Annotated in this window: 16 protein-coding genes; 9 read left to right on the forward strand and 7 right to left on the reverse strand. The window is 61.7% G+C overall.

The window, feature by feature from the left end:
- Nucleotides 1–63 precede the first annotated feature (63 nt).
- Entirely contained in the window at nt 64–1,086 is a 1,023-nt protein-coding gene (locus tag C8K58_RS11480) for a quinone-dependent dihydroorotate dehydrogenase (protein ID WP_027603697.1), read from the forward strand.
- 231 nt (nt 1,087–1,317) lie between these two features.
- On the opposite strand, the gene rmf is transcribed toward C8K58_RS11480, so the two are convergent.
- Nucleotides 1,318–1,533: a ribosome modulation factor gene (gene rmf / locus C8K58_RS11485; RefSeq protein WP_002553055.1), complete on the reverse strand. Its 216-nt coding sequence runs from the start codon at nt 1,531–1,533 to the stop codon at nt 1,318–1,320.
- Between the two features lie 532 nt (nt 1,534–2,065).
- Between rmf and rlmKL the strand changes: the two genes are divergently transcribed.
- Nucleotides 2,066–4,330 carry a bifunctional 23S rRNA (guanine(2069)-N(7))-methyltransferase RlmK/23S rRNA (guanine(2445)-N(2))-methyltransferase RlmL gene (rlmKL, locus tag C8K58_RS11490; RefSeq protein ID WP_092355404.1) on the forward strand — a complete coding sequence of 755 codons (2,265 nt, stop codon included), beginning with the start codon at nt 2,066–2,068 and terminating at the stop codon, nt 4,328–4,330.
- A gap of 141 nt (nt 4,331–4,471) precedes the next feature.
- Nucleotides 4,472–6,871 carry a GGDEF domain-containing protein gene (locus tag C8K58_RS11495; RefSeq protein ID WP_027603699.1) on the forward strand — a complete coding sequence of 800 codons (2,400 nt, stop codon included), beginning with the start codon at nt 4,472–4,474 and terminating at the stop codon, nt 6,869–6,871.
- A gap of 9 nt (nt 6,872–6,880) precedes the next feature.
- Here the strand turns inward: C8K58_RS11495 and dacB are convergent, their stop codons facing one another.
- Nucleotides 6,881–8,341, reverse strand: a complete 1,461-nt coding sequence (dacB, locus tag C8K58_RS11500) for a D-alanyl-D-alanine carboxypeptidase/D-alanyl-D-alanine-endopeptidase (RefSeq protein ID WP_108573729.1) — start codon at nt 8,339–8,341, stop codon at nt 6,881–6,883.
- A gap of 237 nt (nt 8,342–8,578) precedes the next feature.
- Between dacB and C8K58_RS11505 the strand changes: the two genes are divergently transcribed.
- Complete coding sequence (locus C8K58_RS11505; protein WP_010208515.1) at nt 8,579–8,923, forward strand: YggL family protein; 345 nt, start codon at nt 8,579–8,581, stop codon at nt 8,921–8,923.
- Nucleotides 8,924–8,960: 37 nt separating this feature from the next.
- Here C8K58_RS11505 and C8K58_RS11510 read toward each other — a convergent pair whose 3' ends face one another.
- Nucleotides 8,961–10,151 (reverse strand): benzoate/H(+) symporter BenE family transporter, encoded by a 1,191-nt coding sequence (locus tag C8K58_RS11510; RefSeq protein WP_108573730.1) that lies wholly within the window; start codon nt 10,149–10,151, stop codon nt 8,961–8,963.
- A gap of 245 nt (nt 10,152–10,396) precedes the next feature.
- On the opposite strand from C8K58_RS11510, the gene C8K58_RS11515 reads away from it, so the two are divergent.
- Entirely contained in the window at nt 10,397–11,161 is a 765-nt protein-coding gene (locus C8K58_RS11515; RefSeq protein ID WP_003175499.1) for a GntR family transcriptional regulator, read from the forward strand.
- A gap of 127 nt (nt 11,162–11,288) precedes the next feature.
- On the opposite strand, the gene guaD is transcribed toward C8K58_RS11515, so the two are convergent.
- From guaD to xdhA, 4 genes are read right to left on the reverse strand one after another with little or no spacing between them, the layout of a single operon-like run.
- Nucleotides 11,289–12,593: a guanine deaminase gene (gene guaD, locus C8K58_RS11520; RefSeq protein ID WP_108573731.1), complete on the reverse strand. Its 1,305-nt coding sequence runs from the start codon at nt 12,591–12,593 to the stop codon at nt 11,289–11,291.
- A gap of 7 nt (nt 12,594–12,600) precedes the next feature.
- Nucleotides 12,601–13,443 (reverse strand): xanthine dehydrogenase accessory protein XdhC, encoded by an 843-nt coding sequence (gene xdhC / locus C8K58_RS11525; protein WP_027603703.1) that lies wholly within the window; start codon nt 13,441–13,443, stop codon nt 12,601–12,603.
- 37 nt (nt 13,444–13,480) lie between these two features.
- Entirely contained in the window at nt 13,481–15,880 is a 2,400-nt protein-coding gene (gene xdhB / locus C8K58_RS11530) for a xanthine dehydrogenase molybdopterin binding subunit (protein WP_108573732.1), read from the reverse strand.
- Nucleotides 15,873–17,321, reverse strand: a complete 1,449-nt coding sequence (gene xdhA / locus C8K58_RS11535; protein WP_027603705.1) for a xanthine dehydrogenase small subunit — start codon at nt 17,319–17,321, stop codon at nt 15,873–15,875. Before xdhA ends, xdhB begins: the two co-directional genes overlap by 8 nt.
- A 280-nt stretch (nt 17,322–17,601) precedes the next feature.
- Here xdhA and C8K58_RS11540 point away from each other — a divergent pair, with 280 nt between their 5' ends.
- The 4 genes from C8K58_RS11540 (at nt 17,602) to ligA (ending at nt 25,328) form a co-directional block, all read left to right on the forward strand.
- Complete coding sequence (locus C8K58_RS11540) at nt 17,602–18,261, forward strand: GntR family transcriptional regulator (protein ID WP_027603706.1); 660 nt, start codon at nt 17,602–17,604, stop codon at nt 18,259–18,261.
- A 2-nt stretch (nt 18,262–18,263) separates the two neighbouring features.
- The gene (gene smc / locus C8K58_RS11545; RefSeq protein ID WP_108573733.1) at nt 18,264–21,752 is read left to right on the forward strand and encodes a chromosome segregation protein SMC; all 3,489 of its coding nucleotides are present in this window, start codon (nt 18,264–18,266) and stop codon (nt 21,750–21,752) included.
- A gap of 259 nt (nt 21,753–22,011) precedes the next feature.
- Complete coding sequence (zipA, locus tag C8K58_RS11550) at nt 22,012–22,875, forward strand: cell division protein ZipA (protein WP_027603708.1); 864 nt, start codon at nt 22,012–22,014, stop codon at nt 22,873–22,875.
- A gap of 86 nt (nt 22,876–22,961) precedes the next feature.
- Nucleotides 22,962–25,328, forward strand: coding sequence for an NAD-dependent DNA ligase LigA (ligA, locus tag C8K58_RS11555; RefSeq protein WP_108573734.1), 2,367 nt, complete (start codon nt 22,962–22,964; stop codon nt 25,326–25,328).
- Nucleotides 25,329–25,391 lie beyond the last annotated feature (63 nt).

A 25,391-nucleotide genomic window follows, 5' to 3' on the forward strand; every position in this document is an offset into this window, starting at 1 on the left:
TGCACCCCGCCACCCCGCTATAATCGCCGCCACCTTTCGCCGCCATCCGAGTCTAGCCCGCCCATGTATACCCTGGCCCGCCAGCTGTTGTTCAAACTCTCCCCGGAAACCTCCCACGATCTGTCCCTGGACCTGATCGGCGCCGGTGGCCGCCTGGGGCTCAATGGCCTGGTATGCAAGGCACCGGCGAAAATGCCGGTGTCGGTGATGGGGCTCGACTTCCCCAACCCGGTCGGACTGGCCGCCGGCCTGGACAAGAACGGTGCGGCCATCGATGGCTTCGCGCAGTTGGGTTTCGGTTTTGTGGAGATCGGCACCGTGACGCCACGACCGCAACCGGGTAACCCAAAGCCGCGTATCTTTCGCCTGCCGGAAGCCGAGGCGATCATCAATCGCATGGGGTTCAACAACCTGGGCGTCGATCATCTGCTGTCGCGTGTCGAGGCCGCAAAGTACAAGGGCATCCTCGGCATCAATATCGGCAAGAACTTCGACACGCCGGTCGAGCGCGCAGTGGATGACTACCTGATCTGCCTGGACAAGGTCTACGCCCACGCCAGCTATGTCACCGTCAACGTCAGCTCGCCCAACACCCCGGGCCTGCGCAGCCTGCAGTTCGGCGATTCGCTCAAGCAACTGCTCGAAGCCCTGCGCCAACGCCAGGAAGACCTGGCCGTGCGCCATGGCAAGCGCGTGCCGCTGGCAATCAAGATCGCCCCGGACATGAGTGACGAAGAAACCGTGCTGGTGGCCCAGGCACTGATGGATGCGGGCATGGATGCGGTCATCGCGACCAACACCACCCTCAGCCGTGTCGGCGTCGAAGGGTTGGCCCATGGCGATGAAGCGGGCGGCCTGTCGGGGGCGCCAGTGCGTGACAAGAGCACCCATATCGTCAAGGTGCTGGCCGCTGAGCTGGCCGGGCGTTTGCCGATCATCGCGGTGGGCGGCATTACCGAAGGCAAGCATGCCGCCGAGAAAATCGCTGCGGGCGCCAGCCTGGTGCAGTTGTACTCTGGTTTTATTTATAAGGGCCCGGCGTTGATCCGCCAGTCAGTGGATGCGATTGCGGCCTTGCGCGTGTAGGAGCGAGCTTGCTCGCGAAGAACGTCAACGATAGCGCGGCGCATCTGGTTTAACGCGGCGCCCTCGGGTTCTTCGCGAGCAATCTCGCTCCTGCGGTAGTCCTCATTATGCTCAGGCCAATAAAAAGGGCTCCTTAAGAGGAGCCCCTGGGCCGAAGCCCGCCGCCTGGATAGGGCGTGCGTGGTTAAGTCGCTACATATTCGAGGTGGTGTCGGAATTAAATGCCCTTGATTAGCCGACGGCGTGAAGTTCGTTGAGTCTGTGGATTCCCGCAGTGCCAGTCATACCGTCCCAGTTGTCGCCGCGTCCTTCTCGCCAGCCGTTGATCCAGGCTTGGCGTACCGACGGTAGAGTAAATGGGCAAAGCTCACGGGATTTGCCATGAACGCCATATTGATATCCGCGTAAAAATGCTCTTTCCAACGGATCACGCTTAAGTCTTCTCATAGGGTGTTTCCCTCACTTGTTGACTGTCTTGATATCCTTCGGCCTCGTCTGAGGCCGGGCAGAGTTTTTCTGCCGTTGGTGGGCTCGCTGCCGGCGTGGCGAGCCTATGTGTCGGCGTCGTTGCGGCGCCAACCTGTGTTGAGTTCTAACCAATAGGTCACATGGATTCAATGATCGTTTTGTCATAAGCACGTAACGATAACGATGCTATAGCCATAAGCTGGGATGGCTTTTCGCCCCATTTGTCGGGCAAAGCCAGCTATGATGCACCCTGCAAAGAGGACGGGTTTAATCCTTTAGTGAGAATGCCCGCTGGTTGCAGTCGGTTATTATTCGACGAAGGGTCGGAATATTTCTTTTTGTTGCGTCAAATTCTCTCTCTGCCCCGTCAATAAAGGCTCCAAGGCCCGTCAGACGGGGTGGAACGGCACATTCGTGCCACGCGGGCACTCTTCAAGAAAAGTGCTTGATTGAAAACCGAGCCGGCGATGCGTCGCCCGTTCACTTATTGCTGAAAAGCCTGGAATGCCCCATGTCGGACCGTTTTGAACTCTTCCTCACCTGCCCCAAGGGCCTCGAAGGCCTGCTGATCGAGGAAGCCGTCGGGCTTGGCCTTGAGGACGCCCGCGAGCACACCTCGGCCGTGCGCGGCATGGCCGACATGGAAACCGCTTATCGCCTGTGCCTCTGGTCGCGCCTGGCCAACCGTGTGTTGCTGGTGCTCAAGCGTTTCCCGATGAAGGACGCCGAAGACCTCTACCACGGTGTGCTGGATATTGAATGGGCCGATCACATGGTCTCCGACGGTACCCTGGCGGTGGAATTCAGCGGTCACGGCTCAGGCATCGACAACACCCACTTCGGTGCGCTGAAGGTCAAGGATGCGATCGTCGACAAGCTGCGCACCCCGACCGGCGAACGCCCGTCCATCGACAAGATCAACCCGGACCTGCGCATCCACCTGCGCCTGGACCGTGGCGAAGCCATCCTGTCCCTCGACCTGTCCGGCCACAGCCTGCACCAGCGCGGCTACCGCCTGCAGCAGGGCGCCGCGCCGTTGAAGGAAAACCTCGCGGCGGCGATCCTGATTCGTGCCGGCTGGCCGCGCATTGCTGCCGAAGGCGGCGCGCTGACTGACCCGATGTGCGGCGTGGGCACCTTCCTGGTGGAAGGCGCGATGATTGCCACCGACATGGCACCTAACCTCAATCGCGAATTGTGGGGCTTCACCACCTGGCTCGGTCACGTCCCGGCGCTGTGGAAAAAACTCCACGCCGAAGCTACTGAACGCGCGGCCATCGGCATGAACAAGCCGCCGTTGTGGGTGCGGGGCTACGAAGCCGACCCGCGCCTGATCCAGCCCGCCCGCAACAACATCGAGCGCGCCGGCCTGAGCCACTGGATCAAGGTGTACCAGGGCGAAGTCGGCACCTTCGAGCCGCGCCCGGACCAGAACCAGAAAGGCCTGGTGATCTGCAACCCGCCCTACGGCGAGCGCCTGGGTGACGAAGCCAGCCTGTTGTACCTCTACCAGAACCTCGGCGAGCGCCTGCGCCAGGCCTGCATGGGCTGGGAGGCGGCGGTGTTCACCGGCGCGCCGGACCTGGGCAAGCGCATGGGGATCCGCAGCCACAAGCAGTATTCGTTCTGGAACGGCGCATTGCCGTGCAAGTTGCTGCTGATCAAGGTCAACCCGGATCAGTTCGTCACCGGCGAGCGCCGTACCCCGGAACAGCGCCAGGCCGAACGTGAGCAGGCCGTTTACGACCAGGCTCCGGTCGAGCCGCAGGAGCGCCAGTACAACAAGAACGGCAACCCGATCAAGCCCGCCCCGGCCCCCGTGGTCGAGCAGGCGCGCCTGAGCGAAGGCGGGCAGATGTTCGCCAACCGCCTGCAAAAGAACCTCAAGCTGCTGGGCAAGTGGGCCAAGCGTGAAGGGGTGGATTGCTACCGCGTCTACGACGCCGATATGCCTGAATACTCCATGGCCATCGACCTGTACCACGACTGGGTCCACGTCCAGGAATACGCTGCGCCAAAATCCATCGACCCGGAAAAAGCCTCGGCCCGCATGTTCGACGCCCTGGCGGCCATTCCCCAGGCGCTGAACATCGACAAGAGCCGCGTGGTGGTCAAGCGTCGCGAGCGCCAGAGCGGTACCAAGCAATACGAGCGCCAGAGTGCCCAGGGCAAGTTCACCGAGGTCAGCGAAGGCGGCGTGAAGCTGCTGGTCAACCTCACCGACTACCTGGACACCGGTCTGTTCCTCGACCACCGTCCGATGCGCATGCGTATCCAAAAGGAAGCGGCCGGCAAGCGTTTCCTCAACCTGTATTGCTACACCGCCACCGCCAGTGTGCACGCAGCCAAGGGTGGCGCGCGTAGCACCACCAGTGTCGACCTGTCCAAGACCTACCTGGACTGGGCACGTCGCAACTTCTCGCTCAACGGTTTTTCCGACAAGAACCGCCTGGAGCAGGGCGATGTGATGGCCTGGCTGGAGGCCAGCCGCGATGAGTTCGACATGATCTTCATCGACCCGCCGACCTTCTCCAACTCCAAGCGCATGGAAGGCATCTTCGACGTCCAGCGCGACCACGTGCAGTTGCTCGACCTGGCCATGGCGCGCCTGGCACCGGGTGGCGTGCTGTACTTCTCGAACAACTTCCGCAAGTTCCAGCTGGAGGACAATCTCAGCGAACGCTATGCGGTCGAGGAAATCAGCGACAAGACCCTCGATCCGGATTTTGCGCGTAATGCGAAGATCCACCGGGCGTGGAAAATCACTGCTCGCTGATCGCCGCCACGAAAAAGCCGCAAGCCTGGACTATTCCGGGCTTGCGGCTTTTTTACGCTGGTCAAACCCTGGGCCGATGGCTATAACTTAAGGCCTAGCCAAAGTGACACCCCCCGCACGCTGGCGTTGTGAGTGTTGCCTATGCCGTTGCAAGCCGTTCGCCCGAAAATCCTAGGCTTTATCAGTGAACAGGCGTCGGCTTGGCTGGTGGCGTTGGTGGTGTTATTGGCAGGTTTTGCGCTGACGGCCATCGTCGCCTGGGCGGCCTCCGACCTCTATCAGCAACAGGTTCGCCAGCGCTTTCAGTTGCTGGTCAACGAGCGTTACACCCGCTTGCAGGAACGCTTCGAGGATCAGGAACAACGCCTGAACAGCCTGCGGCGGTTCTTCGTCAATTCCGATGTTGTGTCCCGCGAGGAGTTCGACGGCTTTGCCCAGCCGTTACTGTTGCGCGCCCGCGCCTACGCCTGGGCACCCCGTGTGTTTCGCGAACAGCGCAGCCAGTTTGAACAAGAGGTGTCCCGCCTGCGTGGGGTACCCTTTGTTATCCGTGAACTTAATAGCGCCGGCGAACTGGCCCCGGCGCCCGAGCGTGATGAATACGTTCCGGTGCTCTACAGCCAGACTCAAAGCCTGCTGGGGTCGCCCTTGGGTTTTGATCTGTTGGCCCAGCCCCTGCGGCGCTCTACCCTTGAGCGGGCGCAAAAGAGCGGCAAGCTGGCGGTGTCCCAACCGATGCAGTTGGTGGGGGTCGAGCCGGCTTATGCCACGGGTGTATTACTGGTCGCGCCGGTGAGTCACCTGCCCACGTCCGAGCCGTCCCCAAATGAGCCATATGGTTACGTGATGGCGGTGATCAGCATGCGCCAGTTGGTCGCCGACGGCTTGCCCAAAGCGGAGCGGGACAACCTGGTGATGCAGATCGTCGACACCTCAGACCTGCAAAAGCGCGTGCTCTTCGAGTCCGGCAATACCGTGGCCAACAGTGACCTTGCTGGCGCACGTCGCCTGACCCTGGGCGATCATGTGTACGCCCTGAGCCTGCGCCCGAGCAAGGTGTTCGAGCAGGCCAACTATTCCTCGCTGTCCACGATCCTGACCATGGGTAGCCTACTCAGCCTGCTGCTCAGCGCCTTGCTCTATGTGCTGGTGAGCCAGCGCCAGCGTGCGTTGAAACTGGTGGAGCAACGCACTGTGCAGTTGCGCTTGCGTGAGCAGGAACTACGGGGTGCCCATGGCCAGTTGCGCAGCGTACTCAACGCCGCTACACAAGTGGCGATCATTGCCACTGACTTGCGCGGCGTGATCAACACCTTCAACGCCGGTGCCGAGCAGATGCTGGGGTACGAGGCCGAGCAGGTGGTGGGCAAGCTGACCCTGGAAAGCCTGCACTTGGCGTTGGAGCTGGAGGCACGTTCCGCGAGCCTGAGCGTGACCTTGGGCAAGCGTATCCCGGCGAGCCAGGCGATGCTGGTGGAAAGCCCCGACAACCTGCACGAAGCCCGGGAGTGGACCTTGGTCCGCCAGGATGGCAGTCAGCTGATTGTGAATATGTTGGCCACCGTCTTGCTGGATGACCATGGTCTGTGGATCGGTCACCTCGCGATTTACCTGGACGTCACCGAGCAGAAACGCGCCTACGAGGCCCTGGCGGCGCGGGACCGCCTGCTCAAGAAACTCAGTGCCCACGTACCCGGGGGGATCTTCCAATTCACCCTGGAACCCCAGGATAACTGGCGCTTTATCTACGCCAGCGACGGCATGCGCGATATCTATGAAATCGAGGTCAGCGCGTTGCAGCGGGATGCGACGAAGGTCTTCGATCGAATCCACCCGCTGGACGCGGAGCGGGTGCGGGCCTCGATTCGCCTGTCGGCACTGCAGTTGAGCCACTGGCGCGAAGAGTACCGGGTGCAGTTGCCGCAACGGGGGTTGCGCTGGATTCGCGGCGAGGCCACCCCGGAAGAGTTACCGGGGGGCGGTACGCTGTGGCATGGCTATGTGTCGGACATTTCCGACTTGAAGCGGGTTGAAGAGGAACTGCGCGCGCTGTCCATCACAGATTCCCTGACCGGGATTCACAACCGTCGCTATTTCCAGGACCGCCTCAGGGCCGAGATGGCGAGGCTCAACCGGACCAGTGGGGCGCTGTCGGTGATCATGCTCGATATCGATCATTTCAAGCGTATCAACGACCAGCACGGGCATGCGGTTGGCGACGGGGTGTTGCAGGAGTTGTGCAGGCGCATCAGTCAGCGTCTGCGCCGCACCGACGTGTTCTGCCGCCTGGGGGGCGAGGAATTCATGGTGCTGTGCCCCAATACCGATGGCGAGCAGGCTTATGGCCTGGCCATGGAGTTGTGGCAATCCCTGCGTAACCTGCCGATGGAGCCTGTGGGCATCGTCACCGCCAGCTTTGGTGTGGCCAGCTGGCGGGTGGATGAAGGCATTGATGGCCTGTTGTTGCGTGCCGACTCGGCGGTGTACGTGGCCAAGCAGGCGGGCAGGGACCGGGTGGAGGCCGAGAGGGCGCGGGCCTGACGCTCGCTCCTATAGGACGGGAGCCGCCGCCGCCAGTTTTGGCTGGCGGTACAGATCCAGCAGCACCTGGTCCAGCACCGACGACGCGCCCCACGGCTTCGGATCGTTGAGGATCGCCACCACCGCCCAGGTGTTGCCATTGTTGTCGCGGCTGAACCCGGCAATGGCGCGCACGGTGTTCAAGGTACCGGTCTTGACGTGGGCCTCGCCGCGCATGGCCGTGGTCTTCAGGCGTTTGCGCATGGTGCCGTCGGTGCCGGCGATCGGCATCGAGCTGATGTATTCCGCAGCGTAGGGGCTTTTCCAGGCGGCTTGGAGCATGGCGGCCATTTCGCGGGCGCTGACCCGCTCGGCACGGGACAGGCCCGAACCGTTCTCCATCACCAGGTGTGGCGCGGTGATGCCTTTTTTCGCCAGCCACTGGCGCACCACACGTTGCGCGGCCTTGGCATCGTCGCCGTCGGCATCGTTGCGAAACTGCGCGCCCAGGCTCAGGAACAACTGCTGGGCCATGGTGTTGTTACTGTATTTGTTGATGTCACGGATGATTTCCGCCAGGTCCGGCGAAAAGGCGCGGGCCAGGACCTTGGCATCCTTGGGCACCGGCGCCTGGATATCGCGGCCCTCGATGGTGCCGCCCAGTTCCTGCCAGATCGCCCGCACCGCACCGGCGGTGTAGGTGGCGTGGTCCAGCAACGACAGATAAGTCTGCGAGCTGCAGCCATCGGCCAATTGGCCGCTGACGGTGACCGTCATACTGCCATCGGCGCCTGTGACCGGGTTGTAGCGTACGTCGCCGGTGCACTGCTTGGCGTTGGAGGCCTTGACCTGGTTGTCGATGCGGATGCTGGCAATCGGCGGCTCGACCGAGACGAGCACGCGGCCCGAATCGTTACGGGTCACAAAGCGCAGGGCCTTGAGGTTGACCAGCAGGGCGTCGGGCTTGACCAGGAACGGTTTGTTCTCGTCGTTGCCGTCGTCATTGAATTCCGGCAACTGCGGCTGGTTGAAGAAACTGCGGTCCAGCACCAGGTCACCGGTGACTTGCTGCACGCCATTGGCCCGCAGGTCGCGCATCAGCAGCCAGAGTTTTTCCATGTTCAGCTTGGGGTCGCCGCCGCCCTTGAGGTACAGGTTGCCGTGCAACACGCCACCGCTGAGGGTGCCGTCGGTGTAGAACTCGGTTTTCCACTGGTGGTTGGGGCCGAGCATTTCCAGGGCCGCATAGGTGGTGACCAGCTTCATGGTGGAAGCCGGGTTTACCGAGACGTCGGCGTTGAACACGGTGGGGGTGCCGGGGCCGTTCAACGGGATCATCACCAGGGACAGCGCAGTGTTTTGCAGCTTGGCTTTGGCCAGTGCCTGCTGGACGTTGGCAGGCAAGGTGTTATTGATCGGGGCCGCGGAGGTGGAAAAGGCCAGTGGCAGGAGAAAACTGGCAAGTAGCAATGGACGCAAAGATTTGATCATAAGAAATAAAACCCTACTGCTGAGGAGGGTGAAAAAGGCGAGGGGTAGATAGGAAAAATCCCTCAATGGTCATGAAAGTGTCGGCATTATGCCCCAAGGTGAAGGCACTTGTAGCTGAACGATAGCTGGTAATCGGCGTTTTTTTAACAGCAAACGGCCGCCCGTCCCAGAGAGTCGGGCAATCGTCGCCTTAAACTGCTAAAGTGCCGCCCGTTATTACTTATGAGGATTGTTCCAATGGCGACTAACCGTTCCCAGCGTCTGCGCAAAAAACTGTGCGTTGATGAATTTCAAGAGCTGGGTTTCGAACTGAACCTGGACTTCAAAGAAGGCCTGAGTGAAGAAGCTATCGACGCTTTCCTCGAAGCATTCATCAAAGAAGCCATGGAAGCCAACGGCCTGGGCTATGTCGGCGGCGACGACTACGGTCTGGTTTGCCTGCAGAAGCGTGGCTCGGTCTCCGAAGAGCAGCGTGCTGCCGTCGAAGCCTGGCTGAAAACCCGTTCCGAGCTGACCAAGGCTGAAGTCAGCCCGCTGCTGGACGTGTGGTATCCGGAAAAGCCGATCAACGCGGCTAAGTGATACTGAAAAAAACGGCGACCTGAGGGTCGCCGTTTTTTTATGCCTTGCGCCAATTCAGAATCAGCAGCGTCAACACCCCCGCCACAATCCCCCAGAACGCCGAGCCGATGGAAAACAACGTCAAGCCTGACGCGGTGACCATAAAGGTGATCAGCGCCGCTTCCCGTTCCTTCGGCTCATTCATGGCGATACTCAAGCCATTGATGATCGAGCCAAACAAGGCCAAGGCCGCAATCGACAGCACCAGTTCCTTGGGCAAGGCTGCGAACAGTGCCGCCAGTGTTGCGCCGAACACCCCGGCTATCCCGTAGAACACCCCGCACCATACGGCGGCAGTGTAGCGTTTATTACGGTCTTCATGGGCATGGGGGCCGGTGCAGATCGCTGCGCTGATCGCCGCCAGGTTGATGCCGTGGGAGCCAAAGGGCGCCAGCACCAGCGAGGCCAGGCCGGTGGCGGTGATCAGCGGCGAGGCCGGCACGTTATAGCCATCGGCCCGCAGGACGGCGACGCCGGGCATGTTCTGCGAGGTCATCGCCACCACGAACAACGGAATCCCGATACTGATGGTTGCCGCCAACGAGAAGTGCGGCGTCGTCCATACCGGCGTCGCCACTTCCAGGTGGAAACCGCTGAAGTCCAGCAAGCCCATCAGCCCCGACAGCAGGGTACCGATCACCAGGGCGGCCAGTACCGCGTAGCGTGGCGACAGACGCTTGATGATCAGGTAGGTGAAAAACATCCCCAGTACCAGGCCGGTGCGATGCTGCGCAGCGACGAAAATCTCGCTGCCGATCTTGAACAGGATCCCCGCCAGCAAGGCGGCCGCCAACGACGCAGGGATACGCTTGACCAGTTTTTCAAAGCTGCCGGTGAGCCCGCAGAGCGTCACCAGCACCGCGCAGGTGATGTAGGCGCCGATGGCCTCGCCGTAACTCACACCGCCCAGGCTGGTGATCAACAGCGCCGCGCCGGGGGTGGACCAGGCAATGGTGATCGGCGTGCGGTAGCGCAGGGACAGGCCGATGCTGCAGACCGCCATGCCGATGGAAATCGCCCAGATCCACGAAGAAATCTGCGCCGTGGTCAAGCCGGCCGCCTGGCCGGCCTGGAACATCAGCACCAGGGAGCTGGTATAGCCGGTCATCATGGCGATAAAGCCGGCGACGACGGCGGAGGCAGAAGTGTCGGCCAGCGGGCGCAAGGGCGCTTGGGTGGCGTCGGTCATGGAGAGGTGTTCCTTTTACCTGGGTGTTTGCCGGTGACGGCGCAGATTCAAGCCTAAACTCAAACGTAACGACTCATTGCAATACAGACGGCACCGCAAACAGCCGTACAGTGTGTTGGCGCAGTGGGTTGTGTACAATGTGCGCTGTTTTTAGGTGATACTTGCCAGCGACCCCGTGTTGCCGTATTACCTTAAAGTTGCCGTATTACCGTTAATTCGCCGCCGTTCTCCCTACCCGAGTGCCCATGAACGAACAGTTGCAACCTCTCAAGAAACAACCGCGAGCCGGCAAGGCCGGTCGCAGCGGAACCCAGGACGATATCGTCTACGCGCATATCTTCGAGGCGATCCTCGAGCAGCGCCTGGCACCCGGTACCAAATTGAGTGAAGAGGCACTGGGCGAAATCTTCGGCGTCAGCCGCACTATCATTCGCCGCGCGCTGTCGCGCCTGGCCCATGAAGGCGTGGTGTTGCTGCGGCCCAATCGTGGCGCGGTGGTGGCGAGCCCAAGCGTGGAAGAAGCACGCCAGGTGTTCCTGGCCCGGCGCCTGGTAGAGCGAGCGATCACCGAGCTGGCAGTGCAGCACGCCACCGCTGAGCAACTGGCCGAACTGCGCCAGATGGTCAACGACGAGCGCGACAGCTTCTCCCGCGGTGATCGCGGAGCGGGCATCCGCCTCTCCGGCGAATTCCACCTCAAGCTGGCCGAAGCCGCGAAAAACGCGCCGCTGATCAGCTTCCAGCGCAGCCTGGTGTCCCAGACCTCGTTGATCATCGCTCAGTACGAAAGCGGCAACCGCTCGCACTGTTCCTACGATGAGCACACCCAACTGATCGATGCGATCGAAGCACGGGACGCGGCGTTGGCGGTGAACTTGATGATGCATCACATGGATCATATCGACAGCAAGCTCAACCTCGACGAGGAAAGTGCGTCGGATGATTTGCATGCGGTGTTCTCGCATCTGTTGCAGACCAAGAAGCCGGGGCGTTCTTCAGTCAAGCTGTAAACCCGATTAAAAAATGTGGGAGGGGGCTTGCTCCCGATGGCAGAGTGTCAGTCACTGAATTAAGTGCCTGATCCACCGCTATCGGGAGCAAGCCCCCTCCCACATTTGTTTTGTGTCGTGGCGCAGATCAGCGTTGGTGCACGAGTTGGCCGGCAGCGTAGGTCTGCAACACCGTCCGATCATCCCCCAGGGTCATCAACACGAACAACGTCTCGGCAATGTTATTGGCCTGCTTCAAGCGATAGCTCAGCAGCGGCGTTGCGTTGTAGTCCAGCACCAGGAAGTCTGCATCGGTGCCCGGCTGCAACGTGCCGATCTTGTCTTCCAGGCGCAGCGCCCGCGCACCGCCCAGGGTGGCCAGGTATAGCGACTTGAAGGGGCTCAACCGCGCGCCCTGCAGTTGCATGACCTTGTAGGCTTCGTTCAAGGTTTGCAGCAGCGAGAAACTGGTGCCACCACCCACATCGGTGCCCAGGCCGACATTCAGCTTGTGTTTCTCGGCCATCGGCAGGTTGAACAGGCCGCTGCCGAGGAAGAGGTTCGAGGTCGGACAGAACGCCACCGCCGACCCCGTCTCCGCCAACCGTGCGCATTCCTCATCACACAGGTGCACGCCGTGGGCAAACACCGAGCGCTCGCCCAGCAGCTGGTAGTGATCGTACACATCCAGATAGCCGTTGCGCTCCGGAAACAGCGCCTTCACCCACTCGACTTCCTGCTTGTTCTCACTGATGTGCGTCTGCATGTACAGGTCCGGGTATTCGCCCAACAGTTGTCCTGCGAGCGCCAATTGTTCCGGCGTGCTGGTCGGCGCAAAACGCGGGGTGACCGCATAGTGCAGGCGGCCCTTGCCGTGCCAGCGTTCGATCAGCGCCTTGCTTTGCTGGTAGCCGGATTCGGCGGTGTCGGTAAGGTAGTCCGGGGCGTTGCGATCCATCATCACCTTGCCGGCGATCATGCGCAGGTCGAGTTTTTCCGCCGCCTCAAAGAATGCGTTCACCGACTGCGGATGCACACTGCCGAACACCAGTGCGGTGGTGGTGCCGTTGCGCAGCAGTTCCTTGATAAAAATGCCTGCGACTTCTTCGGCGTGTGCCTTGTCGGCGAACTGGCTTTCGCACGGGAAGGTGTAGGTGTTGAGCCAGTCCAGCAACTGCTCGCCATACGCGCCGACCATGCCGGTCTGCGGCAGGTGGATATGGGTGTCGATCAGGCCGGGGATGATCAGCGCATCCTGGTAATGGGTGATGTCGATGTCGGCAGGCAAGCTCGGCAGCAGGTCGCCGGCATGGCCCACGGCGCTGATCCGGCCGTTTTCGATCACCAGCAGGCCGTCTTCGAAATACTCATACGAGGCTTCGACCCCAACTTCAGCGGGGTCGGCGATGCTGTGCAGGAGGGCGGCAAGGTAGGCTTTGCGAGTCAAAGGCATGGTCGTCTCAATTGATAGCTTGGCTGCGGCGCGAGGCCGGCAGCAATTTGGCAATGGGTTCGGCGCTCGCGGTGTGCTGGCCGAAATTGGCGTTATAAGTGGCGATGATTTCGCCGGCGATGGAGATGGCAATCTCCACCGGCAACTTGCCCTTCACCTCGCTGAGGCCCATGGGGCAACGCATGCGTTGCAACTGCGCGGCGTCGAAGCCGCGATCGCGCAGGCGGTGTTCGAACTTGACGCGTTTGGTCTTGGAGCCGATCAGGCCGAAGTAGGCGAAGTCATTGCGCTTGAGCAGGGCGGCGGTGAGTTCCAGATCCAGCGCGTGATTGTGGGTCATGACGATGCAGTAACTGCCCACCGGCAGGTCGGCAATTTCGTCCACCGGCTCTTCGCTGATGATTTTACGCACGCCCTGGGGGATATGTTCCGGAAACTCCTGCTCGCGGGAATCGATCCAGCGCACCCGGCACGGCAGGCTCGCCAGCAACGGCACCAGCGCGCGGCCAACATGGCCGGCGCCGAACACCGCGATCTGCGCCTGCACCTGGCCCATGGGTTCGAACAGCAGCACGGTGACGCCCCCACAGCACTGGCCCAGGCTGGCGCCGAGGCTGAAGCGCTCCAGATGGGTGTTCTGCTGGCCACGCACAAGCATGTCGCGGGCGATCTGCATGGCCTTGTATTCCAGGTGCCCACCGCCGATGGTGTCGAAGGTCTGCGCGGCACTGATCACCATCTTCGAACCGGCATTGCGCGGCGTGGAGCCGAGCTCTTCGATGATGGTCACCAGTACGCAGGGTTCACCCTGGTTCTGCAGGTCGGCGAGGGCGCTGATCCAGTTGTTCATAGTCACCTCTTGTGGTGTCTGTCAGGCCGTCATCGGTCTAGAGCGAAGCCATTTCAGTTTCAGTCTCGACAGCTGTCGCCGCCTGCAACTTGCGCATCTGCTCACACCCCCACAACACCCGCTCCGGTGTCGCCGGCGCATCGATCTTCGGCTGATGGCGATAATCAGCCAGGCTCGCCACCGCATCCTTGATCGCGCACCACGAGGCAATCCCGAGCATGAACGGTGGCTCACCCACGGCCTTGGAATGGAACACCGTGTCTTCCGGGTTCTTGCGGTTTTCCACCAGCTTCACACGCAAATCCAAAGGCATGTCGGCTACCGCCGGGATCTTGTAGCTGGCCGGGCCGCAGGTCTCTAGCTTGCCCTTGTTGTTCCACACCAGCTCTTCCATGGTCAGCCAGCCCATGCCCTGGATAAAGCCTCCTTCTACCTGGCCGATGTCGATGGCCGGGTTCAGTGAGGCGCCCACATCGTGGAGGATGTCGGTGCGCAGCATCTTGTATTCGCCGGTCAGGGTGTCGACGATCACTTCGCAGCACGCCGCGCCGAAGGCGAAGTAGTAGAACGGCCGACCGCGGGCCTGGCTGCGGTCGTAGAAGATTTTCGGGGTCTTGTAGAAGCCGGTGCTCGACAGCGAGACCTGGGCGAAATACGCCTGCTGGATCAACGCCTCGAAGGTCAGGATCTGCTCGCGCACGCGCACATGGCCGTTATGAAATTCCACATCCGCTTCGCTCACGTCGTACTTGCGCGCGGCGAATTCCACCAGGCGTTGCTTGATGGTTTCGGCGGCGTTCTGGGCGGCCTTGCCGTTCAGGTCCGCACCGCTGGACGCGGCGGTCGGCGAGGTGTTGGGCACTTTGTCGGTGTTGGTGGCGGTGATCTGCACGCGGTCGATGTCCACCTGGAACACTTCGGCCACCACTTGCGCGACCTTGGTGTTCAAGCCCTGGCCCATCTCGGTGCCGCCGTGGTTCAGGTGGATGCTGCCGTCGGTGTAGATATGGATCAGCGCGCCCGCCTGGTTCAGGAAGCTCGCCGTGAACGAGATCCCGAATTTCACCGGCGTCAGCGCCAGGCCTTTTTTCAGGATCGGGCTGTGGGCGTTGTACAGGCGGATCGCTTCGCGGCGCTCGGCGTATTGGCTGCTGGCTTCAAGTTCGGCGGTCATTTCCTCGAGCATGTTGTGCTCTACGGTCTGGTAGTAGTGGGTGACGTTGCGCTCGGTCTTGCCGTAGTAATTGGCCTTGCGCACCGCCAACGGGTCCAGCGCCAGATGGCGGGCGATGGCGTCCATCACTTCCTCGATGGCGACCATGCCTTGCGGGCCGCCGAAGCCGCGATAGGCGGTGTTGGACGCGGTGTTGGTCTTGCAGCGATGGCCGTTCACCGTGGCATCGCCCAGGTAATACGCGTTGTCGGCGTGGAACATGGCACGGTCGACGATCGAGTTGGACAGGTCCGGCGAGCAGCCGCAGTTACCGGCCAGTTCCAGGTTGATCCCGTGCAGGCGACCGCTGTCGTCGAAGCCCACGTCGTATTCGATATAGAAGGGGTGGCGCTTGCCGGTCATCAGCATGTCTTCGACGCGCGGCAGGCGCATCTTGGTCGGCTGGCCGGTGAGGCGCGCCACCACCGCGCATAGGCACGCCGGGCTCGCCGCCTGGGTTTCCTTGCCGCCGAAACCGCCGCCCATGCGGCGCATATCGACGACGATCTTGTTCATCGACACGTCCAGCACTTCGGCCACCAGCTTCTGCACTTCGGTGGGGTTCTGCGTGGAGCAATAGACGATCATGCCGCCGTCTTCGGTGGGCATTACCGAGGAAATCTGGGTTTCCAGGTAGAAGTGTTCCTGGCCGCCGATATGCAGGGTGCCCTGGAGGCGGTGCTTGGCGGTCGCCAGTGCGCCGGCCGAATCACCCCGTTGGTGGGTGTGGCTGTCGAGCACGAAGTGCTTGTTGCGAAAGGCCTCGACCACATCCAGCACGGGCTCCAGGTCTTCGTATTCGATCACGGCGGCCATCGCGGCCTTGCGTGCGGTGTCGAGGTCGCGGGCGGCCACGGCCAAAACCACCTGGCCGACGAACTGCACCGTGTCGATGGCCAGCAAGGGGTCGCCGGGCAGCAGCGGGCCGATGTCTTTCAGGCCCGGCACGTCTTCGTGGGTGATGACGATACGCACACCGTCGAAGGCGTAGCAGGGCGTGGTGTCGATGCGGATGATCCGGGCGTGGGCGCGGTCGGACATGCGTGCATACAGGTGCAACTGGTTGGGGAATTCCAGGCGGTCATCGATGTACTGCGCTTCACCGGACACGTGCTTGGCGGCGCTGTCATGCTTGACGCTGCGGCCGACTCCGGAGGTCAGGTCCTGGGCAAACAGCGCGGCCAGTTCGGCCTGGGTTTTTTCCACGGCGTGATGGTTAGACATAAGCGGTCACCCGAGTCTCGATGTGCGGCGTTTGCAGTTCGATGAAGTATTTGCGCAGCAGGTTCCGGGCGCTGAGCAGGCGGTATTCCTTGCTGGCGCGGAAGTCCGACAGCGGGGTGAAATCCTCGGCGAGGGCAGCGCAGGCTTTCTCGACGGTGGCGGCGTTCCAGGTGGCGCCGACCAACATGGCTTCGCAGTTTTTCGCGCGTTTTGGCGTGGCGGCCATGCCGCCGAACGCGACGCGGGCATCACTGATCACACCGTTGTCGATCTTCAGGTTGAAGGCCGCACACACGGCGGAAATATCGTCGTCCAGGCGCTTGGAAACCTTGTAGGCACGGAACAGCGCGTGGCCCTTGGGGACGATGATTTTTTCGATGAACTCGCTGTCCTGGCGCGCCGTCACGCGGTAGTCGATGAAGTAGTCTTCCAGGGCCAGCGTACGGCGCGTGTTGCCTTTGCACAGCACGATCTGCGCCCCCAGGGCGATCAACAGCGGCGGCGAATCGCCAATCGGCGAGGCGTTGCCGATATTGCCGCCGAGGGTACCCTGGTTACGGATTTGCAGGGAGGCGAAGCGGTGCAGCAGGTCGCCGAAATCCGGGTATTCGTGGTGCAGCGCGGTGTAGCAGTCGGAGAGGGCAGTGGCGGCGCCGATTTCCAGGCGGTCGTCGAAGTCCTCGATGCGCTTCATCTCTTCAATATTGCCGACATAGATCATCACCGGCAGGGTGCGGTGAAACTGGGTGACTTCCAGCGCCAGGTCGGTGCCGCCGGCCAGCAGGCGGGCTTGCGGGTAGGCGTCGTAGAGGTCGGCCAGGTCGGCAACGGTGAGGGGCACCAGGCAGCGTTTGTCGCCGCTGTTGAGTTCACCGGTTTGGGTCGGCGCGATGGCTTTGAGGCGGGCGATGGTCTCGGCCTGGCGGTTGTCGAACTGGTCCGCCGGTTTGTTGCAGCAGGCCTGTTCGGCGGCGGCCAGGATCGGCCGATAGCCGGTGCAGCGGCACAGGTTGCCGGCCAGGGCCTCGTGGGCCTTCTGGCTGTCGGGGGCGTCGCTGTTCTTTTGCAGGGCGAACAACGACATCACAAACCCGGGGGTGCAAAAGCCGCATTGCGAACCGTGGCACTCCACCATGGCCTGTTGCACGCTGTGCAGTTGGCCCTGGTGCTTGAGGTCTTCGACGCTGATCAACTGCTTGCCGTGCAGCGACGATACAAATGTCAGGCAGGAATTGAGGCTGCGATAACGGATCTGCTCAACGCCCTGAGGGTCGGTGTGCAACTCGCCGACCACCACCGTGCACGCACCGCAGTCGCCGCTGGCGCAGCCTTCCTTGGTACCGGGTTTGCCCACATGCTCGCGCAGATAGTTGAGCACGGTCAGGTTGGGGTCCAGGGCGTGCTCGCTACGGAGTTCCTGGTTAAGTAAAAACTGGATCACGGAAGGCCTCGCAGACTCATTATTGTTGTTAACCGCTTTGCGCCGAATCTAGTCATGTCTGACTTTTCGGTCAATGATTTTCTGACCAGAAGGTCAGGAAAATGCGATCGCAACACTTTCAATTATGGTTCAGTCTTCTGAAACCGGCGTTTTTGGGGGCGTGTGGGTGTTCAGCGTTGCTTATTTCATGCCAAATTCGCCACGGTGGGCGTAGCGCCATCAGCGGGCCAATGCGCTACACTGCCGCGCTTGTACCGATAGACGATTTTGAAGGGAAAACATGACGTTCAAGGCGCCGGACAGTCTCGCCGAGCAAATCGCTCACCACCTCGCCGAACGTATCATTCGCGGCGATCTCAAGCCTGGAGAGCGGATCCAGGAACAGAAAGTCACGCTGGCGCTCAATGTCAGCCGTGGCTCCGTGCGTGAAGCTTTACTGATCCTCGAACGCCGCCACCTGATCGCGATCCTGCCGCGCCGTGGCGCCCATGTGACCGAGCTCACGGCGCACAAGGTGCAGAGCCTGTGCACGCTGATGAGTGAGCTGTATATCCTGCTTGGCAATGCGGTCGCCCAGGGCTGGCAGACCCAGGCCGACATGGCGCCGTTCGTCCAGATCCAGCAGCGCCTGGTGAGCAATTTCGAGCGCCAGGACATCCGCGCCTTTGTCGAAGAATGCTTCAATGTGATGCGCGCCGCGTACCCCTTCGCCAACAACCCGTATTTGCAGGAAACCGTCGAGAACCTGCAGCCGGCGATGAACCGTGCCTATTACCTGGCCCTGGATCAGCGCAAGGCGTCCATGAGCGAGTACCTGGCGCTGTTCGAGCAACTGCTCGCCGCCGTACTCGCCCGTGACCTGGAGCAGATCCGCCAGGTGCTGTCGGCCTACTGCCAGCGCAGCAGCTCGCTGGTCATCGCTGCGTTGGCGGACGCCTAAACGTGCGGCTCAAGTGCATCAAACTGGCGGGGTTCAAATCCTTCGTCGACCCGACCACGGTGAACTTCCCCAGTAACATGGCGGCAGTGGTCGGGCCCAATGGCTGCGGCAAGTCGAACATCATCGACGCCGTACGCTGGGTGATGGGCGAGAGCTCGGCAAAAAACCTGCGTGGCGAGTCGATGACCGACGTCATCTTCAACGGCTCCACCAGCCGCAAGCCGGTGAGCCAGGCGAGCATCGAACTGGTGTTCGACAACTCCGACGGCACCCTGATCGGCGAATACGCGGCCTACGCGGAAATCTCGATCCGCCGCAAAGTGACGCGCGACAGCCAGAACAGTTACTTCCTCAACGGCACCAAGTGCCGGCGCCGGGACATTACCGACATCTTCCTCGGTACCGGCCTGGGCCCGCGCAGCTATTCGATCATCGAACAGGGCATGATCTCCAAGCTGATCGAAGCCAAGCCCGAAGACCTGCGCAACTTTATCGAGGAAGCGGCCGGCATCTCCAAGTACAAGGAGCGCCGCCGCGAGACCGAAAACCGTATCCGCCGCACCCATGAAAACCTCGCCCGCCTCACCGACCTGCGCGAAGAGCTGGAGCGCCAGTTGGAGCGCCTGCACCGCCAGGCCCAGGCGGCCGAGAAGTACCAGGAATACAAGGGCGAAGAGCGCCAGCTCAAGGCGCAACTGTCGGCCCTGCGCTGGCAGGCGTTGAACGATCAGGTGGGCCAGCGCGAAGCGATCATCGGCACCCAGGAAATCAGCTTTGAAGCGCTGGTGGCCGAGCAGCGCAATGCCGACGCCGCCATCGAGCGCCTGCGCGACGGGCACCATGACCTGTCCGAACGCTTCAATCTGGTGCAGGGCCGCTTCTATTCGGTGGGCGGTGATATTGCCCGCGTCGAGCAAAGCATCCAGCACGGCCAGCAGCGCCTGCGTCAGTTGCAGGATGACTTGAAGGAAGCGGAACGCGCGCGCCTGGAAACCGAATCCCATTTGGGCCACGACCGCACCTTGCTGCTGACGTTGGGCGAAGAGCTGGACATGCTCACCCCCGAGCAGGACATCACCAACGCCGCCGCCGAAGAGGCCGCCGCTGCGCTGGAAGAATCCGAAACCACCATGCACGGCTGGCAGGAGCAGTGGGACGCCTTCAACCTGCAATCCGCCGAACCGCGGCGCCAGGCCGAGGTGCAGCAGTCGCGCATCCAGCAACTGGAAACCAGCATGGAACGCCTGGCCGAGCGCCAGCGTCGCCTGCAGGAAGAGCGCGTGCTGCTTGCCGCCGACCCGGAAGACGCGGCGATCATGGAGCTCAGCGAGCAACTGGCCGAAAGCGAGATGACGCTGGAAGAGCTGGAAGCCAGCGAAGAACAACAAGTGGAGCGCCTGGAGCAATTGCGCCAGCAACTGCAACAGGCGACCCAGGCCCAGCAGCAGGCCCAGGGTGATTTGCAGCGGCTTAACGGCCGCCTGGCGTCCCTTGAAGCCTTGCAGCAAGCGGCATTGGACCCAGGCACCGGCACCGCAGAATGGCTGCGCGACCAGCACCTGGCCGAGCGTCCACGCTTGGCCGAAGGCTTGAAAGTTGAAGCCGGTTGGGAACTGGCGGTAGAGACCGTTCTAGGCGCCGACCTGCAAGCCGTACTGGTGGATGATTTTGGCGGCTTCGACCTGGCCGGCTTCGCCCAGGGCGATCTGCGTCTGCTCAGCCCCGCCGCTGATGGCACGCGAGTGCCGGGCAGCCTGCTGGACAAGGTCGAAGCGGCGATTGACCTGTCGCCGTGGCTGGGCCAGGTCAAGCCGGTGGAGTCCCTGGAACAGGCCCTGGCCCAGCGCGGTCAACTGGCGGGCGGCGAAAGCCTGATCAGCCGCGACGGTTACTGGGTCGGCCGCCACTTCCTGCGGGTGCGCCGCGCCAGTGAAGCGGAAAGCGGCGTTCTGGCCCGAGGTCAGGAAATCGTCAACCTGATTGCCGAGCGCGAAGAACGCGAAGCCACCCTGGAAAGCCTCGAAACCGAACTGCAAACCCTGCGCGCCACCCAGCGCCAGCAAGAGACCGGCCGCGAACACCTGCGGCGCCTGTTGCAGGACGAAGCGCGCCAGCAAGGCGAATTGAAAGCCCAGCTTTCCGCGAGCAAGGCCAAGGCCGAGCAACTGACCCTGCGCCGCACCCGCCTCGACGAAGAAGTGGCGGAGATGGGCGAACAGCGCGCCCTCGAACACGAACAGATCGGCGAAGCGCGCCTGCAATTGCAGGAAGCCCTCGACAGCATGGCCCTGGACACCGAGCAGCGCGAATTGCTGCTGGCTCAGCGTGACAGCCTGCGCGAGCGCCTTGATCGTGTACGCCAGGAAGCCCGCCAGCACAAGGACCACGCCCATCAGTTGGCCGTGCGCCTGGGTTCGCTCAAGGCCCAGCACGCGTCCACGGCCCAGGCCCTTGAGCGCCTGGAGATGCAGTCCGAACGCCTGACCGAAAAGCGCGAGCAACTGAGCCTCAACCTGGAGGAGGGCGAAGCACCGCTGGAAGAGCTGCGCCTCAAGCTTGAAGAGTTGCTCGACAAGCGCATGACCGTCGACGAAGAACTCAAGACCGCGCAGATCGCCCTGGAAGACGCCGACCGCGAACTGCGCGACGCAGAAAAACGCCGGACCCAGGCCGAGCAGCAATCCCAGCTGATTCGCGGCCAGCTCGAACAACAGCGCATGGAATGGCAAGCCCTGACCGTGCGCCGCAAGGCCCTGCAAGACCAATTGCTCGAAGACGGCTACGACTTGCATGGCGTGCTCAATACCTTGACCGCCCAGGCCAACGAGAAAGAAGCCGAGGAAGAACTTGAACGGATTGCCGCACGTATCCAGCGACTGGGCGCGATCAACCTCGCGGCCATCGATGAATACCAGCAGCAGTCCGAGCGCAAACGTTATCTGGATGCCCAGGACGCCGACCTGGTGGAAGCCCTGGACACCCTGGAAAACGTGATCCGCAAGATCGACAAGGAAACCCGCAACCGCTTCAAAGATACCTTTGATCAGATTAATGGCGGTTTACAGGCGTTATTCCCGAAAGTTTTCGGTGGTGGCAGCGCTTACTTGGAACTGACGGGCGAAGATCTACTCGATACAGGGGTAACGATCATGGCGCGGCCTCCGGGCAAGAAGAACAGCACCATCCATTTGTTGTCCGGCGGCGAAAAAGCCCTGACCGCGTTGGCCCTGGTGTTTGCCATCTTCAAGTTGAACCCGGCGCCGTTCTGCATGCTCGATGAAGTTGACGCCCCATTGGATGACGCTAACGTTGGACGCTATGCGCGACTGGTCAAGGAGATGTCCCAGACGGTGCAGTTCATCTATATCACCCACAACAAGATCGCCATGGAAATGGCTGATCAGTTGATGGGGGTGACAATGCATGAACCGGGTTGTTCACGTTTGGTCGCGGTGGATGTCGAAGAAGCGATGGCGATGGTGGAATCCTGAGCTGCGCCATGAGCGAAAGTTTTCAGCGCGATGTCAGGTGATTTACCGGCCTGGTGAAAGTGGCAAATGGACATATTTGTTCAAGGCATTTTGACAGACGGTGTAAAGTTATCTTTGGTCGTGCTAGTTTAATGTCAATTTTTCGTGTGCGTGGGCAAAACGTCAGTCAGAACATAGAGTTGGCGCCACGTTTTAAAGCGGTTTGCACGGTGCTAAACCCCTTATTTTTCAGCATTTTTTATTAGAGGCACGGGATTACATGGAAATCGGTCTGCGCGAGTGGCTGATCGTCATCGGCATTATTGTCATTGCCGGTATTCTTTTTGATGGCTGGCGCCGCATGCGCGGTGGCAAGGGCAAGCTCAAATTCCGCCTGGACCGCAACCTGTCCAACTTGCCCGACGACGACGGCAGCGCCGAGCTGCTGGGGCCGCCCCGTGTGCTGGATACCCATAAGGAACCGCAACTGGACGAGCATGACCTGCCGTCGATGAGTGCACCGGTGCGTGAAGCCCGCGAGCCCTCTTCCAAGCGTGGCAAGCGCGCCAGTGCAGCTGTTGCCGAACCCCATCAGGGTGACCTGAACCTCGATGTCGATGAAGGCCCGAGCTTCAGCAGCCGTGATGACGATTTCCCGGATGAAAACGCCGGCAAGAATGCGCCGCGTCAATCCGTCAACGATCAGCCTGCCGCCGAAGAAGTGCTGGTGATCAGCGTGATCTGCCGCGACGCCGCCGGCTTCAAGGGCCCGGCTCTGTTGCAGAACATCCTCGAAAGCGGCCTGCGCTTTGGCGAGATGGATATTTTCCACCGCCACGAAAGCATGGCCGGCAACGGCGAAGTGCTGTTCTCCATGGCCAACGCGGTCAAGCCAGGCACTTTCGACCTGGACGACATCGACCTGTTCAGCACCCCTGCGGTGAGCTTCTTCCTCGGCCTGCCGGGCCCGCGTCACCCGAAACAAGCCTTCGACGTAATGGTGGCCGCTGCCCGCAAGCTGTCCCAGGAACTCAACGGCGAGCTCAAGGACGACCAACGCAGCGTCCTGACCGCCCAGACCATCGAACACTACCGTCAGCGCATCGTCGAGTTCGAGCGTCGCGCCCTGACACAGAAACGCTGAGGATTGGTTTCCAGCGTTGTCATTAGAATAAGCGCACCAACATTTGAGCAGCTTCGGCTGCTCTTTTGCTTTATGAGAGAACACCCATGACCGCCGCCCACACCCGCATCCTCGAACTGCGCGCTGAACTGGATCAGCACAACTACCGTTACCACGTGCTTGATGAACCGAGCATTCCGGACGCCGAGTACGACCGCCTGTTCCACGAGCTCAAGGCCCTGGAGGCCGAGCATCCGGAGCTGGTGACGCGGGATTCGCCGACGCAGCGGGTCGGCAGTGCGGCATTGTCAGCCTTCACCCAGGTGCGTCACGAGATCCCCATGCTCAGCCTGGGCAATGCGTTTGATGAAACCACCATGCTGGAATTTGATCGCCGGGTCACCGAGGGGCTCGACCTGCCCGTGGGTGATCTGTTCGGCGGTGGCGCGGCGGTGGAATACAGCTGTGAGCCGAAGCTGGATGGCCTGGCGGTCAGCCTGCTTTACCAGGATGGCGAATTGGTACGCGGCGCCACCCGTGGCGACGGCACCACCGGCGAGGACATCAGCGTCAACGTGCGCACCGTGCGCAATATCCCGTTGAAACTGCACGGCAGCGGCTGGCCGGCGACCCTGGAAGTGCGCGGCGAAGTGTTCATGTCCAAGGCCGGTTTCGAGCGGCTCAACGCCTCGCAACTGGAAGTCGGCGGCAAGACCTTCGCCAACCCGCGTAATGCGGCAGCGGGCAGCTTGCGTCAGCTGGATTCGAAGATCACCGCCAGTCGTCCGCTGGAGTTCTGCTGCTACGGCATCGGCCAGGTAACCGGGGATATCAGCGACACCCATATCGGTAACTTGAAGCAACTGCAGAAGTGGGGCATGCCCATCAGCCATGAGCTGAAACTGGCCAAGGGCATCCAGGAGTGCTTGGACTATTACCGCGATATCGGCGAGCGACGTAACAGCCTGCCCTATGAAATCGACGGCGTGGTGTTCAAGGTCAACAGCATCGCCTCCCAGCGTGAACTGGGCTTTCGCGCCCGCGAGCCGCGCTGGGCCATAGCGCACAAGTTCCCGGCCATGGAAGAACTCACCGAGTTGCTCGACGTTGAGTTCCAGGTCGGCCGCACCGGCGCCGTAACCCCAGTGGCGCGCTTGAAACCGGTCAAGGTCGCGGGCGTCACCGTGTCCAACGCCACCCTGCACAACATGGATGAAGTCGCGCGTCTGGGCTTGATGATCGGCGATACCGTGATTATCCGCCGTGCCGGGGATGTGATCCCGCAGGTCGTCTCCGTGGTCACCGAGCGCCGCCCGGAACACGCCCGCGCGGTGCAGATCCCCGAAAGCTGCCCGGTGTGCGGCTCCCATGTGGAGCGCACCCAGCTGGTCAAGCGCAGCAAGGGCAAGGAAACCGTCAGCGAAGGCGCGGTGTACCGCTGCGTCGGGCGCCTGGCCTGTGGTGCCCAGCTCAAGCAGGCGATTATCCATTTCGTCTCGCGCCGGGCCATGGACATCGACGGGCTCGGTGACAAAACCATCGAGCAACTGGTGGATGAAAAACTCATCGGTTCGCCGGCCGACCTCTACAAGCTTAAATACGAGCAGATCATCGACCTGGAAGGCTTTGCCGATATTTCCAGCAAGAAGCTGATCACCGCCATCGAAAACAGCAAGACCCCGACCCTGGCGCGCTTTATCTACGCCCTGGGCATTCCCGATGTGGGCGAAGAGACGGCCAAGGTGCTGGCGCGCTCCCTGGCGTCCCTTGAGCGCGTGCAGAAGGCCTTGCCGGAAGTGTTGACGTACCTGCCGGATGTGGGCCTGGAAGTGGCCCATGAGATCCACAGCTTCTTCGAAGACAGCCACAACCAGGACGTGATCGGCGCGTTGCTGTCGCCTGATGAATGCGGCCTGCAATTGCAGGATCAGGGCGAGCTGAGCGCCGAGTTCGCCGCCAGTACCACCTTGGGCGGCTTCCTCGACAAGCTGCACGTACCCTCCGTCGGCCCCGGCGCCGCGCAGAAACTTGCGGACAAGTTCGGCAGCCTGGAAGGTGTGATCAAGGCGGACTGGCTCGACATGCGCCAGGCGCTGCCGGAGAAGCAGGCCAATGCCGTGCGCGAGTTTTTCGATAACCCGGACAACGCCAGCCATGCCCTGGCCATCGAGCAGCAGCTCAAGGACTTCGGCATGCACTGGCAGAGCGAGAAGAAGGTGGTCGAAGGCCTGCCCGAAGCAGGGCATACCTGGGTGCTCACCGGCTCCCTGGAGCTGATGAGTCGCGACGTGGCCAAGGACAAGCTCGAAAGCCTCGGCGCCAAGGTGGCCGGTTCCGTGTCGGCAAAGACCCATTGCGTCGTGGCCGGGCCGGGTGCCGGCTCCAAGTTGGCCAAGGCCAGCGAACTGGGGTTGAAGGTGCTGGACGAAGAGGCCTTTGTCGCGTTCCTTGCCAAACACAACATTTCGGTCTGACGCAGCGCCGGTGGTGAGCGGGCTTGTCGAATCGTCGCACCGCCCGCGCCAGGCTGCGAAGCC

Origin of the sequence: Pseudomonas sp. GV047 (assembly GCF_003058245.1) — a bacterium.
Classification (GTDB): domain Bacteria; phylum Pseudomonadota; class Gammaproteobacteria; order Pseudomonadales; family Pseudomonadaceae; genus Aquipseudomonas; species Aquipseudomonas marginalis.

Coding starts and splice junctions, on each gene's coding strand:
- C8K58_RS11480 (WP_027603697.1), top strand. CDS start 64: ATGTATACCCTGGCCCGCCAGCTGTTGTTCAAACTCTCCCCGGAAACC.
- rmf (WP_002553055.1), bottom strand. CDS start 1,533: ATGAGAAGACTTAAGCGTGATCCGTTGGAAAGAGCATTTTTACGCGGA.
- rlmKL (WP_092355404.1), top strand. CDS start 2,066: ATGTCGGACCGTTTTGAACTCTTCCTCACCTGCCCCAAGGGCCTCGAA.
- C8K58_RS11495 (WP_027603699.1), top strand. CDS start 4,472: ATGCCGTTGCAAGCCGTTCGCCCGAAAATCCTAGGCTTTATCAGTGAA.
- dacB (WP_108573729.1), bottom strand. CDS start 8,341: ATGATCAAATCTTTGCGTCCATTGCTACTTGCCAGTTTTCTCCTGCCA.
- C8K58_RS11505 (WP_010208515.1), top strand. CDS start 8,579: ATGGCGACTAACCGTTCCCAGCGTCTGCGCAAAAAACTGTGCGTTGAT.
- C8K58_RS11510 (WP_108573730.1), bottom strand. CDS start 10,151: ATGACCGACGCCACCCAAGCGCCCTTGCGCCCGCTGGCCGACACTTCT.
- C8K58_RS11515 (WP_003175499.1), top strand. CDS start 10,397: ATGAACGAACAGTTGCAACCTCTCAAGAAACAACCGCGAGCCGGCAAG.
- guaD (WP_108573731.1), bottom strand. CDS start 12,593: ATGCCTTTGACTCGCAAAGCCTACCTTGCCGCCCTCCTGCACAGCATC.
- xdhC (WP_027603703.1), bottom strand. CDS start 13,443: ATGAACAACTGGATCAGCGCCCTCGCCGACCTGCAGAACCAGGGTGAA.
- xdhB (WP_108573732.1), bottom strand. CDS start 15,880: ATGTCTAACCATCACGCCGTGGAAAAAACCCAGGCCGAACTGGCCGCG.
- C8K58_RS11540 (WP_027603706.1), top strand. CDS start 17,602: ATGACGTTCAAGGCGCCGGACAGTCTCGCCGAGCAAATCGCTCACCAC.
- zipA (WP_027603708.1), top strand. CDS start 22,012: ATGGAAATCGGTCTGCGCGAGTGGCTGATCGTCATCGGCATTATTGTC.
- ligA (WP_108573734.1), top strand. CDS start 22,962: ATGACCGCCGCCCACACCCGCATCCTCGAACTGCGCGCTGAACTGGAT.